A 13,669-nucleotide genomic window follows, 5' to 3' on the forward strand; every position below is an offset into this window, starting at 1 on the left:
GAAAGGAGTCAACCTCCCCAACTCCCGCCGCCCGCAAGAGGACACGCGCCCCGCACGCATCGCCGCCCCGCACGCATCGCCGCCCGGCCGCACCCGGCCGCAGCGCCCGGCCGTGGGCGCACCCGCTCTCAGCCGTACCCGAGCGCGTGCAGCCGTGCGTCGTCGATCCCGAAGTGATGGGCGATCTCGTGCACCACGGTCACCTCGGTCTCCGCGACGACGTCCTCCCGGCTGTCGCACATCCTGAGCGTCGGCCCCCGGTAGACGGTGATCCGGTCCGGCAGGACGCCCGCGTACCACTCGCCCCGGTCGGTCAGCGGTGTCCCCTCGTAGAGCCCGAGCAGCTCGGGATCGTCGGCGGGCGGTTCGTCCTCGACGAACACCGCGACGTTGTCCATCAGCCGTGTCAGCTCCGGCGGGATCCGGTCGAGCGCCTCGGCGACCAGTTCCTCGAACTCCTCGCGCGTCATCTCCAGCACATGGTCATTGTCCGGTACGGAAGGCCCGTACGAGAGTGCCGAACCGTCGCATATCCGCGCCGGGACATGGGCATACGGGACCAATGGCCCGCGTCCCCTTCGCAGCCCTGAGCACCCTGCCGAACCGGACCTCGAACCACATCCGCCGCGCCCGCACCCGCCCGCTCCCCGCTCTGGAACTGGCCGCCCGCCCCCGCCCCTGGCTGCGCGCCCTGGGCCTGGTCGCGGTCGTCCTCGTCGGCGCCTGGCTGGGCCTGCTGGTCGTCGGCGACGTCCGGGCCCCGGTCGGCCCGATGGACACGACGATGGCGCTGCGCCCCTCCCTCACCGGCGGCACGAAGATCAACGTGTCCCCGCTGGGCGCGCTCACCCTGGACAGCCATGCGGCGCCGGTCCGCCTGGACGTGAACGTCGACCAGCTGGACCCGCTCCGCTCACAGGCACTCGTCGACCACCCCGAGCGGATCTCCGGGCTGCAGGACGAGGTCGCCCGGGACGTCGCCCACGGCACGCTGGACCTGGCCGTACGGTCCGGCGTCGCGGTGGTCTCCGGGGCCACGGCCCTCGGCCTCGCCGTCTACCGCCGCCCGCGCCGGGCCCTGGCCGCCGGCGGGCTGGCGCTGGCCCTGCTGGCCGCCTCGGGCGGCACGGCGTACGCCACCTGGAACCCGAAGTCGGTCCTGGAGCCGAGGTTCTCCGGGCTGCTCAGCTCCGCGCCGTCCGTGGTCGGCAACGCCCGCAGCATCGTCACGGAATTCGACGTCTACCAGAAGGAGTTGGCGCGCCTGGTGACGAACGTGACGAGGCTCTACGACGCCACGTCCACCCTCCCCGCCTACCAGCCGGACCCCTCCACCATCCGGGTCCTGCACGTGTCGGACATCCACCTCAACCCGGCGAGCTGGAAGATCATCGACTCGCTGGTGGAGCAGTACCAGGTGAATGTGATCGTCGACTCCGGCGACACGATGGACCACGGCACGGCGGCGGAGAACGGCTTCCTGGACCCGATCCGCGACCTGGGCGTGCCGTACGTGTGGGTGCGCGGCAACCATGACTCCCGGACCACCCAGCGCTACCTGGAACGCATGAGGAACGTGCACGTCCTGGACGACGGCCGGGCGGAGACGGTGGCGGGTCTGCGGTTCGCGGGCATCGGAGATCCGCAGTTCACTCCCGACCGCTCGGTGGTGCCGGGCGGCGAGGCGTCCGAGGAGCTGGCGGGCGCCCGGCTGGCCAGCGCGCTGCGCGACCAGCAGGCGGCCCGCACCCCCGTGGACGTGGCGGTCGCGCACGAGCCGTCCGCCGCGCGGGGGACCGACGGCGAGGTGCCGCTGGTGCTCTGCGGTCATCTTCATCACGAGGGGACGGAGATGCTGCCGTACGGCACCCGGCTGCGCATGGAGGGCTCGACCGGCGGCAGCGGGCTGCGTGCGGTGGAGCACAAGTACCCGGCGCCGATCGAGGCATCGATCCTGTACTTCGACCGGGACAGCCGCAGGCTGCAGGCCTGGGACGCGATCGAGCTGGGGGGCCTGGGCCTGACGACGGCCGAGGTCAGCCGCCATCTGGCGGACGAGAACCAGCCCGGCGCCGGCGGCGCCACGCGCTCACCCTCCCCCTCCCCCGGCACCCCCTCGTCCACCCAGGGCACCAGCTCGCCGTAAACCGTTTTGGCGATACCCCTCGCCATCCCATATGCTTCTCACGTCCCCGACGCGCTGAGAAGCGCCCAGGCGGGCCGATAGCCCTCATCGTCTAGCGGCCTAGGACGCCGCCCTTTCAAGGCGGTAGCACGGGTTCGAATCCCGTTGGGGGCACGCAATACCGTGTGCGACACTGTTGCACACACGCTTGGTCCTGTGGAGCAGTTTGGAGTGCTCGCCACCCTGTCAAGGTGGAGGCCGCGGGTTCAAATCCCGTCAGGACCGCTGGTGTTTCACGTGAAACACCGTGGCTGGGTAGCTCAGTTGGTACGAGCGTCCGCCTGAAAAGCGGAAGGTCGCCGGTTCGACCCCGGCCCCAGCCACAACCGCCCTGACCAGGGCCGAGCCCCTCTCCAGCCTCGCTGGAGAGGGGCTTTCTCGTGCCCTGCCCGCCGACCGGTACGCCCACGGAGCAGACCTGGTGAAGGCATTACCCAGCATCGACCCGGCCCTGCCGCTCGATCGGCACCCCGAGCGCATCTGGTACACGTCCTACGGCACCAACATGCACCTGGACCGCCTCGCCGCCTACATCAAGGGCGGGCGCCTGCCCGGCGCGGCGAGGGAGCACCCGGGATGCCGTAACCCGGCCATGCCGACCCGGTCGATCCCCGTGGAGCTGACCGGCGCGATGTACTTCGCCACCGAATCGCCCGTGTGGGGCGGGGGCAGGGCCTTCTACGATCCCCGGGCGAGCGGGCGGGTGCTGGCCCGGGCGCACCTGGTGACCAGCGACCAGTTCGCCGACATCGCCGCTCAGGAGATGTACCGGTCGCCGGGCATCGACCTGGACCTGACGGACGTACTCCAGCGGGGGCGTGCCGTGCTCGGCGAAGGCCGCTACGAAACGCTCGTCTGCGCCGGCCAGGTGGACGGCCTGCCCGTCCTGACCTTCACGGCGCCCTGGGGAATCAACGACGTGCCGTGGGTCCGACCCTCCGCCGCCTACGTGCGCTTCCTGGCCACCGGCTTACTCTCGGCCGGCGCCTGGGACATGGACGCGGTCGCCTCCTATGTCGCGGCCTGCCCCGGCGCCACGGACCACTGGTCGCCGCAGGACATCACCGCCCTTCTCGGTACGGGCCCGGACAAGCACCGGCCCGGCTGAGCACCGCTCCCTGGAAGGCACTGTTCCGGACCATCGGCGACCAGTACGATCAGGCCACATTTGGCGAGAACCCCCCACTCCCGCTCGACCGGAGGGGGGTTTTCGTCGTCCAGAGACCCTGAGGGGGGTACTTGAGACAGATCTCCAGAGGGTTGGTGACGGCCGGCGCCGTTCTGGTCGCCACGCTCGCCATACCCGGCACCGCCCACGCCGCAGGCCCGACCGTCAAGGACGCGTACAGCGACCAGGCCGACTGGTCGGTGCTCGACGTGCGCCTCAACTACAGCGGCCAGGTCAGCAAGCTCGTCGCGAAGCTCCGCCCGGCCGGCAGCAGCGAGACCGACGAGCCGGTGGCCACGATCACCGACTTCACGAAGCGGTACGAGTCCAGCCCCTGGGACGCCGTCTGGGCGTCCAAGCCCATCCACCTGGACACCCTCGGCGACTACACGGTCGACGTCGAGGCCGTGGACGGTTCGGGCGAGACCACCGCCCAGCAGAACGCGGGCACGCTGCACTACCAGAAGCAGCCCGTCTTCAGCGGCTTCTCCGTCACACCGGACGAGCCGGACATCGAGCACCAGACGATCACGGCCGGCGGCGACATGGTCGTCCGCGACCCCAGCACCCGGGAGACCGTGCCCCTGCCCGGTGCCACCGTGGACCTGTCGTTCGACGGGGGCGGCGGGGAGGCGACCGCCGTCACGGACGACGCCGGCCACTTCTCCGTCCCGCACCAGCTGAGGCAGGCCGGCTGGGTCTCCGCCGACTACAACGGCGCCCTGGGCTTCGCCACCGCCCCCGCGGTCCAGGTCTGGCCGGCGGCCGCGCCGACCCGGATGGTCCTCGACAAGAGCAGCTTCCACGTCACCACCGGCGAGAAGATCAACGTCACCGGCACGCTCCAGTACCAGTACGGCGCGGAGTGGAAGCCGCTGGCCGGCATCCCGCTGGAGATGGACTACAAGGAGTGCACCACCTGCAGTCCGGTCGCGGCGACCACCGACGCGGACGGCCACTTCTCCTTCGTCCGGACCCCGTACGGCAGCAAGAGCGTCTATGAGATCGCCTTCACGTCGTACACCCCGTTCGCGCAGCACAGCACGGCCGATGTCACCGTGGCGGTCACCGCGACGACGAAGTTCTCCGGCTTCACCGCGTCGCTGGACAAGTACGCGCAGCTGAAGGTCACCGGCACGCTCGACCTGATCGGCCGTGACGTCAACGACCAGGCCAGCGTGGACGTCCAGTACTCGCCGGACGGCAAGACCGGCTGGACCACGAAGAAGACCGTGAAGGTCGGCTTCGGCTCCCAGTTCACCGCCGACAAGGTGCCCGGCTACACGGACGGCTACTGGCGGCTGCGGTACGCCGGGTCCACCACCAAGGACATCAAGGGCACCACCAGCAACAGCCTGCGCCGCAACCGCGCCCTCACCCGGATCAAGGACGCGAACGCGTCGCCGGAGCCGGTGACCAAGGGCCGCACGATCACCGTCAAGGGTGTGCTCCAGGAGCGCCCGGTCGGCTCCAGCACCTGGAAGGCGTACGGCGGCAAGAAGGTCCAGATCCTCTTCCGGCCCAAGGGCGCCACGAGCTGGTACCTGATGTCCACGGTCACCACGACGAGCAGCGGATCCTTCAGCAAGGGCTTCACCGCCCGGCAGGACGGCACCTGGGTGCCGGTCCACCTGTACCCCGACAGCAAGCACTTCGTCGGCAGTGGCACGGAGGACTACGTCGACGTGCGATGACGCCTTGGCACCACGCCCGGTCAGCGCTACGTTCAGGCTGATCGCGCGTGGTGCGCGGCGCCAGGGGGAGACATGAGCCGGGACGAGGCCAGGGCCGTTCGGGACACCGAGCTGGAGAAGGACCGGGCCCGGTACGGGCTGCTCGCGGTCGTGATCAGCAACCTCGCGATCGCCGGAGTCGCGATCTTCGGGGTGTGGCAGCTCGACGGGGACAAAGCGGTGATCGTCGGCATCCTCACCGCCGCGTTCACCGCCGTCAGCAGCCTGACCACCGCCTACCTGGGCATCAAGGCCGTCTCCAACACCGCGAAGTCGATCGCCCTCGGCGACGGCCCGGCCCGCAGGCACCCGGAAGCCACCCCGCCGGCTCAGCACACCCCCTAGGTTGTGTCCGCCGCCCCCGGTCAAATCATTCGCGTGATTTTTGGATGGGGTGAGATCCTGGACCGCGTATGTCTACGCATCCCGCCCCCGCCCTCGGCACCCTCGCCCCCCGTCTGACCGAGCTGTCGCTGCGCGACGCGCACCGGCTCGGCCGGCGGCTGGAGGGCGCGCGCAAGATCCGTAAGCCGGAAGCCCGCGCCGCCGTCCTCACCGAGATCGAGACCGAGATCGGCCACGCCGAGGACCGGATGGCCGAGCGACGCACCCGCGTGCCGGCCGTCACCTACCCCGAGCAGCTGCCGGTCAGCCAGAAGAAGAACGAGATCGCGGACGCCATCCGTGACCACCAGGTCGTCATCGTGGCCGGTGAGACCGGGTCCGGCAAGACCACGCAGATCCCCAAGATCTGTGTGGAGCTGGGCCGGGGCGTGCGCGGCATGATCGGGCACACCCAGCCGCGGAGGATCGCCGCCCGTACCGTCGCCGAGCGGGTCGCGGACGAGCTGAACACCCCGCTCGGCGAGGCCGTCGGCTGGAAGGTCCGGTTCACCGACCAGGTGAACCCGGACGCCACCTTCATCAAGCTGATGACGGACGGCATCCTGCTGGCCGAGATCCAGACCGACCGCGAGCTGCGCGCCTACGACACGATCATCATCGACGAGGCCCACGAGCGGTCCCTCAACATCGACTTCCTGCTCGGGTACCTCGCCCAGCTGCTGCCCCAGCGGCCGGACCTGAAGGTCGTCATCACCTCGGCGACCATCGACCCGGAGCGCTTCTCCCGGCACTTCGGCGACGCCCCGATCATCGAGGTCAGCGGGCGGACGTACCCGGTGGAGGTCCGCTACCGCCCCCTCCTCGAAGAGGACGCGGACGACGCCGACCGCGACCAGATCACGGCCATCTGCGACGCGGTGGAGGAACTCCAGGCCGAGGGCCCGGGCGACATACTCGTCTTCCTCTCGGGAGAGCGGGAGATCCGGGACACGGCGGACGCGCTGGAGAAGAAGAAGTACAGGTTCACGGAGATCCTCCCCCTGTACGCCCGGCTGTCCCACGCCGAGCAGCACCGGGTCTTCCAGCCGCACACCGGGCGCAGGATCGTTCTGGCGACCAACGTCGCCGAGACCTCCCTCACCGTCCCCGGCATCAAGTACGTCATCGACCCCGGCTTCGCCCGGATCAGCCGCTACAGCCACCGCACCAAGGTCCAGCGGCTGCCCATCGAGCCGGTCTCCCAGGCCAGCGCCAACCAGCGCAAGGGCCGCTGCGGCCGTACGTCCGACGGCATCTGCATCCGCCTGTACTCCGAGGACGACTTCCTCGCCCGCCCGGAGTTCACGGACGCGGAGATCCTCCGGACGAACCTGGCCTCCGTCATCCTGCAGATGACCGCGGCCGGCCTCGGCGACATCGAGAAGTTCCCCTTCATCGACCCGCCGGACCACCGCAACATCCGCGACGGCGTCCAGCTGCTCCAGGAGCTGCACGCCCTGGACCCGGCCCAGAAGGACCCCCGCAAGCGGCTCACGGACACCGGCCGCAAGCTGGCCCAGCTGCCCGTCGACCCCCGCCTGGCCCGGATGGTCCTGGAGGCCGACAAGAACGGCTGTGTCCGCGAGGTCATGGTCATCGCCGCCGCGCTGTCCATCCAGGACCCGCGCGAGCGCCCCGCCGACAAGCAGGCCCAGGCGGACCAGCAGCACGCCCGCTTCAAGGACGAGACCAGCGACTTCCTCGCCTACCTCAACCTGTGGCGGTACATCCGCGAGCAGCAGAAGGAGCGCGGGTCCAGCTCCTTCCGCCGGATGTGCAAGCAGGAGTACCTGAACTTCCTGCGCATCCGCGAATGGCAGGACATCTACACCCAGCTGCGCACGGTCGCCAAGCAGATGGGCATCCACCTCAACGAGGACGACGCCCCCGCCGACCGCGTGCACGTCTCCCTCCTCGCCGGCCTCCTCTCCCACGTCGGCATGAAGGACGTGAAGGAGGGCAACAAGAACGAGTACCTGGGCGCCCGCAACGCCAAGTTCGCGGTCTTCCCGGGTTCGGCGCTGTTCAGGAAGCAGCCGAAGTTCCTGATGTCGGCCGAGCTGGTGGAGACGAGCCGCCTGTGGGCGCGGGTCAACGCCAAGATCGAGCCGGAGTGGGTGGAGCCGCTCGCCGGGCACCTCCTCAAGCGGACGTACAGCGAACCGCACTGGGAGAAGGACCAGGCGGCCGTGATGGCGTACGAGAAGGTCACGCTGTACGGCGTGCCGATCGTCGCCCAGCGGAAGGTGAACTACGGCCGCATCGACCCGGAGACCAGCCGCGAGCTGTTCATCCGCAACGCGCTGGTGGAGGGCGACTGGCGCACGCACCACAAGTTCTTCGCCGACAACCGCAGACTCCTCAGCGAGGTCGAGGAGCTGGAGCACCGCGCCCGGCGCCGGGACATCGTCGTGGACGACGACACGCTCTTCGACTTCTACGACCAGCGGGTGCCCGAACACGTCGTCTCCGGCGCCCACTTCGACTCCTGGTGGAAGCGGAAGCGGAACGAGCAGCCGGACTTCCTGGACTTCGAGCGGGAGATGCTCATCCGGGAGTCGGCGGAGGCGGTCACCAAGGCCGACTACCCCGACAGCTGGCGTCAGGGCAACCTCAAGTTCCGGGTGACGTACCAGTTCGAGCCGGGCGCGGACGCCGACGGTGTGACGGTCCACATCCCGCTCCAGGTCCTCAACCAGGTCACGGACGAGGGCTTCGACTGGCAGATCCCGGGCCTGCGGGCGGAGGTCGTGACGGAGCTGATCCGCTCCCTCCCCAAGCCGGTCCGCCGCAACTACGTGCCCGCGCCGAACTACGCGAAGGCGTTCCTGGAGAAGGCGGTGCCCCTCCAGGAGCCGCTGACGGTCACGATGGCCCGCGAGCTCAAGCGCATGGTCGGCGTCCCCTTCGAGGAGGAGGACTTCGACTGGTCGAAGGTCCCCGACCACCTGAAGATCACCTTCCGTATCGTCGACGAGCGGCGCCGGAAGCTGGCCGAGGACAAGGACCTGGAGGCGCTGAAGCTGCGCCTGAAGCCGAAGGCCCGCAAGGCCCTGTCCCAGGCCGCGGCGGCGACCGCGTCCCGGGAGGGCGGCGAGTCCCTGGAGCGCAAGGGCCTGACCGACTGGACGATCGGGACCCTCACCCGGGTCTTCGAGACGCGCCGGGCCGGGCAGCCGGTGAAGGCGTACCCGGCGCTGGTGGACGACGGCGACACGGTCTCGGTCCGCCTCTTCGACACGGAGGCCGAGCAGGCCGAGGCCATGTGGAAGGGCACCCGCCGGCTGATCCTGCGCAACATCCCGGTGAACCCGGCGAAGTTCGCCTCGGACAAGCTGACGAACGCCCAGAAGCTGGCCCTCTCCGCCAACCCGCACGGCTCGGTCCAGGCCCTGTTCGACGACTGCGCGATGGCCGCGGCGGACAAGCTCATCGCGGACTTCGGCGGCCCGGCGTGGGACGAGGAGTCGTACCGGAAGCTGTACGACAAGGTGCGCGCGGAGATCGTGGACACGACGGTCCGTACGGTCGCGCAGGTGCAGCAGGTCCTCGCGGCCTGGCAGGCCTGTGAGCGCCGTCTGAAGGGCGTACGGAGCCCTGTCCTGCTGGCGAACCTGACGGACGTCCGCAAGCAGCTGGACGCCCTCATGAAGCCCGGTTTCGTCACGTGGGCGGGCATACGGCGGCTGCCCGACCTGATGCGCTACATGGTGGCCGCCGACCGGCGCCTGCAGCAGATGCCGACGAGCGTGCAGCGGGACACCACGCGCATGGAGAAGGTCCACGAGATGCAGGACGAGTACGCCTGGCTCCTGGAGCAGCTCCCCAAGGGCCGCCCGGTCCCGTCCTCGGTCCTGGACATCCGCTGGATGATCGAGGAGCTGCGGGTCAGCTACTTCGCCCACGCGCTGGGCACGGCGTACCCGGTCTCGGACAAGCGGATCGTGAAGGCGATCGACGCGGCCGTCCCGTAATCGCTCGCGTACAGGGGGTGAGTTCGACCAGGCGGCCCCACCTCCTGTACAGTCCTTCTCGCAGCGCAACGCACGAACAAGCGCCGCGAAACCTGGTCCTGTGGAGCAGTTTGGAGTGCTCGCCACCCTGTCAAGGTGGAGGCCGCGGGTTCAAATCCCGTCAGGACCGCATCGAGAGTGAGGCCCGCGCCCGAGAGGGTGCGGGCCTCAGTCGTATCCCCACCAAGACGGAGGCCGCGCCCGAAAGGGAGTGCGGGCCTCAGTCGTATCCCGGACGACGACCGAGGCCCGCACCCCGAGGGGGCAGCGGGCCTCACTCGTACCCCCGCCTCGCACGGGCCTCAGAAGGGCGCCCTTCCGCCGTTCCCAGGGGGCTCGGCGGAGCCGCTCGCGCCCTTGACGGCGTCACATTCCGTCGGTACCCAAGGAGCAGGGCTCGTTCCCCCTGTGGGGCTCCTGGAGGTGGCGTATGGCGGCATCGGTCAGGCATGAGACGCGAGCGCTTCTGAGGGCGCATCTGTCGGCCGCCTCGTCCTACGGGCATCTGACCCGCCACTGCCCCATCTGTCACCACCTCCTGCGGCTGGCGATGGACGCCGGCTCGCGGGGCCAGGAGGCGGACGAGGAGCCCGTCGAGGGCGAAAGCCCTCGCACCGCGTGACCGGCGGCGGCCCCAACACCCGTCTGTACAGGGGACGCTGGAGCGTCCACCGCCAATAGCGCACACATGCCACGGGCAACAAGCGGATCGGCATGTGACGGGTGTCACCGCATGAGTTTTGTGAACAGCGGTACTTACCCCTCTCCTACAACGGGTCAATTTAATATGTGCAATTGCACCGCTCCCAGAGGTGTCGCACAGCCGTTCCGACACGGCCCCCCAGACTCCGACAAGCGGGCGCACAAAAAAGATCGCGCTGGACCCGGCGGAGTCCAGCGCGATCGACGACGCACCCTGTGTCGCTTGCCTACAACGTTCTCTTCGGCTCGGGCGAGGGCTCTGTTGGGGCAGGTCCCGCGTCGCTTGGAGCTAGGGTTCCGGGCGCCTCGGCCAGTTGGGGGACCGACCGTTCTGCCCGGTTATGGAGTTGTTCAGGCCTCGCTGCGCTGCTGCGGGATGCCCGCGAGCAGAGCGCGGACCTCGGCCTCGCGGTAGCGGCGGTGCCCGCCGAGCGTGCGGATGGACGTGAGCTTGCCGGCCTTCGCCCACCGCGTGACCGTCTTGGGGTCGACACGGAACATGGTGGCGACCTCAGCCGGGGTCAGCAGCGGCTCGGCATCAGGGGTGCGAGCGGTCATGAGCGGCCTCCTCGGGAGAACCGAACCTTCTCGGTTCATTCCTCTAAATTCTGCACCTTGACCCGCGTTGCCCGAAATGGTGGACGCGAGTCGAGTCGGTTATAGGACGAACGGCTTGTCCTCGGCACTACAACTACACCATCTGTCCAGCCGCGTCGGCCAAACCGATGGAATTGCCCTCCCAGGTAGTCATCAGCCGCGGAAGCCGATGGACCATGCCATAGCGGACAGTCACGCCACTGTGACGATCAGTCACAGGACGATCAGGAGTCACCAGACCCCCCAAAGCGTGCAATGCTGAGAATCCGCCCACAGCCGAGCATAGTTGGGCGGACAGAGCCCTCCCCGGACTCCTTGTCCTATTTTGGCACGAGGGATGGCAAGAGGCGCAAGAGCCGGGTAAGTGCCATCCATCACCCTTGAGACAAAAGTCCAGATCGGGACCAACGTCCCGTCAGGTGGTCTAAGCGAGTAGAACGTACGTCGTCCGGCGCCGTTTTGACCGTGACGTACGTCACTCAGTTCGCCGAACGTCTGTCCCGTACCGCCCGCCACCGCTCCACCAGCCGCCCGTACGCCTCCCCGGCGGCCGCCCCGTCCCCCCGGCGCAGCGCCTCGATCCCGGCCGCCACGTCCGCCGCCGAGTGATCGCCCTCCAGCTCGCCCGCCGGCAGCACATGCACCAGACCGCCGTAGTCCAGCTCGACCAGCGAGCGCGGGTGGAACTCCTCCAGCCAGCGGCCGACGTCCACCAGGCCGTCGATCAGCGGGCCCTCCTCGACGGTGTCCTTCAGCGTGCGCAGGCCCCGGGCCACCCGGCGCCGGGCCTGCACCATCGGCGTGCGGTAGCGCAGCACGGGGGGCACCTCGGCGGTCCCCTTGTCGTACCGCCGCTCCTCGTCGGAGACCAGCACGAACCAGTTCAGCGGCACCTGCCAGGTCGCCGTGCGGATCCACGGGCGGGCGTCGGGGTTGCGGGCGAGCCAGCGCTCGTAGTCCTGGGCGGCCTGGCGGCGCACCACCGGCGGCAGCACCGCGTCCAGCACCGGCGCGGGCAGCTCCTCGGCCAGCTCGTCCAGGGCCTGCCAGCCGCGCAGCCGGGTCCGCCAGGGGCACACGCAGACGACCCCGTCGACCTCCAGCACGAAGGCGTCGCTGCTCTCGTGGACCGGCACGGCGATCGGCGGGGTGGGCAGCAAGTCGGCCAGCGACCGGCGCAGTTCGTCCTGGTAGGAGGGGCGGTCGGGGCGGCGGGCGTAGCGCGCCCAGTGGCTGCGCTCCGGTTCCGGGAAGGCGCCCAGCGGCTCGTACACGCGCAGGTACGCGGCATAGGGGACGACCACGGAGGACACCTTCGGCACGCCTGCTCCCTCCCCAACGGACCCGGCTCGAAACCACTGCAAATCGTGCCATGGTCATGCGTGCACAGCGGGCCCGGGAGAGTGATCCTGAACACTGCGCGGATGGTGAGTGGGCCGAGGCTCTACGCTCATGCCACGGCTCCCCGCCACCCGTACGGGGACCGCACCCCACTCGCCGCTAGTACACAGGAGTCACCACAGTGACCGACGTAACCGGCGCGCCTGCTGATGTCCTGCACACCCTGTTCCACTCGGACCAGGGCGGCCATGAGCAGGTCGTGCTCTGTCAGGATCGCGCAAGCGGCCTCAAGGCCGTGATCGCCATCCACTCCACCGCCCTGGGCCCGGCCCTCGGCGGCACGCGCTTCTACCCGTACGCGACCGAGGCCGAGGCCGTCGCCGACGCCCTCAACCTCGCGCGCGGGATGTCGTACAAGAACGCCATGGCCGGTCTCGACCACGGCGGCGGCAAGGCCGTGATCATCGGCGACCCGGAGCGCGACAAGACCGAGGAGCTGCTCCTCGCCTACGGCCGCATGGTCGCCTCCCTCGGCGGTCGCTACGTGACGGCCTGCGACGTCGGCACGTACGTCGCCGACATGGACGTCGTGGCCCGCGAGTGCCGCTGGACCACCGGCCGCTCCCCCGAGAACGGCGGCGCCGGCGATTCCTCCGTGCTCACCGCCTTCGGTGTCTACCAGGGCATGCGCGCCTCCGCCCAGCACCTGTGGGGCGACCCCTCGCTGCGTGGCCGCAAGGTCGGCATCGCCGGCGTCGGCAAGGTCGGCCACCACCTGGTGAGGCACCTGCGGGACGAGGGTGCCGAGGTCGTGATCACGGACGTGCGTACGGACGCCGTCCAGCGGATCCTCGACCAGCACCCGGCCGGGGTGACGGCGGTCGCCGACACCGAGGCGCTGATCCGGGTGGAGGGGCTCGACATCTACGCCCCGTGCGCCCTCGGCGGCGCCCTGAACGACCTCACCGTGCCGGTGCTCACCGCCAAGGTGGTCTGCGGCGCGGCCAACAACCAGCTGGCCCACCCGGGTGTGGAGAAGGACCTCGCCGACCGCGGGATCCTCTACGCGCCGGACTACGTGGTGAACGCCGGCGGGGTCATCCAGGTGGCCGACGAGCTGCACGGGTTCGATTTCGACCGGTGCAAGGCGAAGGCGTCGAAGATCTTCGACACCACGCTGGCCATATTCGCACGTGCGAAGGATGACGGGATTCCGCCGGCCGCCGCGGCCGACCGGATCGCCGAGCAGCGGATGGCGGAGGCCCGGGGGAACCGGGTCGCGCGCTAGTCAGTCGTACACATGAGCGGTACCCGTCGGCGGGAACTTAGAGAGAACTCTCACTTCCACCGGCGGGTCGTTCCCCGATAAGTGGTTAAAATCGCCACTGACCAGCGAGGACGGGGCGCCTCGAAGGTCCTGGGCACACGCGCGTGGTGCGGGCGACGTACCGTATGGGCGCGGGCTCAGGTACCGTGGAAGCCCTACGGACGGCCTCTCCACGGAGGGTCCGTTCCGGATCATGAACGCGTGTCAGACTCTGGGGCC

General features: G+C 69.6%; 10 protein-coding genes and 4 tRNA genes. 11 read left to right on the top strand and 3 right to left on the bottom strand.

Annotated features, from left to right (window positions below):
* Window positions 1–128: 128 nt before the first annotated feature.
* A complete protein-coding gene (locus tag ABZ937_RS32395) occupies window positions 129–479 on the bottom strand; it encodes a metallopeptidase family protein (protein WP_240869980.1) in 351 nt (116 codons plus the stop codon).
* An 83-nt stretch (window positions 480–562) separates the two neighbouring features.
* Here ABZ937_RS32395 and ABZ937_RS32400 point away from each other — a divergent pair, with 83 nt between their 5' ends.
* From ABZ937_RS32400 to ABZ937_RS32445, 10 genes are all read left to right on the top strand, one after another.
* A complete protein-coding gene (locus tag ABZ937_RS32400) occupies window positions 563–2,146 on the top strand; it encodes a metallophosphoesterase (protein ID WP_361696997.1) in 1,584 nt (527 codons plus the stop codon).
* An 80-nt stretch (window positions 2,147–2,226) separates the two neighbouring features.
* A tRNA-Glu gene (locus ABZ937_RS32405) sits at window positions 2,227–2,299 on the top strand.
* A gap of 36 nt (window positions 2,300–2,335) precedes the next feature.
* Window positions 2,336–2,410: transfer RNA gene (locus ABZ937_RS32410), tRNA-Asp, on the top strand.
* A 24-nt stretch (window positions 2,411–2,434) separates the two neighbouring features.
* Window positions 2,435–2,508: transfer RNA gene (locus ABZ937_RS32415), tRNA-Phe, on the top strand.
* Between the two features lie 98 nt (window positions 2,509–2,606).
* A complete protein-coding gene (locus ABZ937_RS32420) occupies window positions 2,607–3,293 on the top strand; it encodes a histone deacetylase (protein ID WP_361696999.1) in 687 nt (228 codons plus the stop codon).
* A 131-nt stretch (window positions 3,294–3,424) separates the two neighbouring features.
* The gene (locus tag ABZ937_RS32425; protein ID WP_361697001.1) at window positions 3,425–5,047 is read left to right on the top strand and encodes a carboxypeptidase-like regulatory domain-containing protein; all 1,623 of its coding nucleotides are present in this window, start codon (window positions 3,425–3,427) and stop codon (window positions 5,045–5,047) included.
* A gap of 72 nt (window positions 5,048–5,119) precedes the next feature.
* Entirely contained in the window at window positions 5,120–5,431 is a 312-nt protein-coding gene (locus ABZ937_RS32430) for a hypothetical protein (RefSeq protein WP_361697003.1), read from the top strand.
* A gap of 68 nt (window positions 5,432–5,499) precedes the next feature.
* The gene (gene hrpA, locus ABZ937_RS32435; protein WP_361697005.1) at window positions 5,500–9,444 is read left to right on the top strand and encodes an ATP-dependent RNA helicase HrpA; all 3,945 of its coding nucleotides are present in this window, start codon (window positions 5,500–5,502) and stop codon (window positions 9,442–9,444) included.
* Window positions 9,445–9,538: 94 nt separating this feature from the next.
* Window positions 9,539–9,613, top strand: a tRNA-Asp gene (locus tag ABZ937_RS32440).
* A gap of 300 nt (window positions 9,614–9,913) precedes the next feature.
* Window positions 9,914–10,105 (top strand): DUF6274 family protein, encoded by a 192-nt coding sequence (locus tag ABZ937_RS32445; RefSeq protein ID WP_361697007.1) that lies wholly within the window; start codon window positions 9,914–9,916, stop codon window positions 10,103–10,105.
* 431 nt (window positions 10,106–10,536) lie between these two features.
* Here the strand turns inward: ABZ937_RS32445 and bldC are convergent, their stop codons facing one another.
* Window positions 10,537–10,743, bottom strand: coding sequence for a developmental transcriptional regulator BldC (gene bldC / locus ABZ937_RS32450; protein WP_003949541.1), 207 nt, complete (start codon window positions 10,741–10,743; stop codon window positions 10,537–10,539).
* A gap of 518 nt (window positions 10,744–11,261) precedes the next feature.
* On the bottom strand, window positions 11,262–12,104 hold the full coding sequence (locus ABZ937_RS32455) for a hypothetical protein (RefSeq protein WP_361697009.1): 843 nt from the start codon (window positions 12,102–12,104) through the stop codon (window positions 11,262–11,264).
* 200 nt (window positions 12,105–12,304) lie between these two features.
* On the opposite strand from ABZ937_RS32455, the gene ABZ937_RS32460 reads away from it, so the two are divergent.
* Window positions 12,305–13,411, top strand: a complete 1,107-nt coding sequence (locus ABZ937_RS32460) for a Glu/Leu/Phe/Val dehydrogenase dimerization domain-containing protein (RefSeq protein ID WP_361697011.1) — start codon at window positions 12,305–12,307, stop codon at window positions 13,409–13,411.
* Window positions 13,412–13,669 lie beyond the last annotated feature (258 nt).

The sequence above is a fragment of the Streptomyces sp. NPDC046727 genome (assembly GCF_040645635.1).
In the GTDB taxonomy this organism is placed as follows: domain Bacteria; phylum Actinomycetota; class Actinomycetes; order Streptomycetales; family Streptomycetaceae; genus Streptomyces.

Coding starts and splice junctions, on each gene's coding strand:
- ABZ937_RS32400 (WP_361696997.1), top strand. CDS start 563: ATGGCCCGCGTCCCCTTCGCAGCCCTGAGCACCCTGCCGAACCGGACC.
- ABZ937_RS32430 (WP_361697003.1), top strand. CDS start 5,120: ATGAGCCGGGACGAGGCCAGGGCCGTTCGGGACACCGAGCTGGAGAAG.
- hrpA (WP_361697005.1), top strand. CDS start 5,500: ATGTCTACGCATCCCGCCCCCGCCCTCGGCACCCTCGCCCCCCGTCTG.
- ABZ937_RS32445 (WP_361697007.1), top strand. CDS start 9,914: ATGGCGGCATCGGTCAGGCATGAGACGCGAGCGCTTCTGAGGGCGCAT.
- bldC (WP_003949541.1), bottom strand. CDS start 10,743: ATGACCGCTCGCACCCCTGATGCCGAGCCGCTGCTGACCCCGGCTGAG.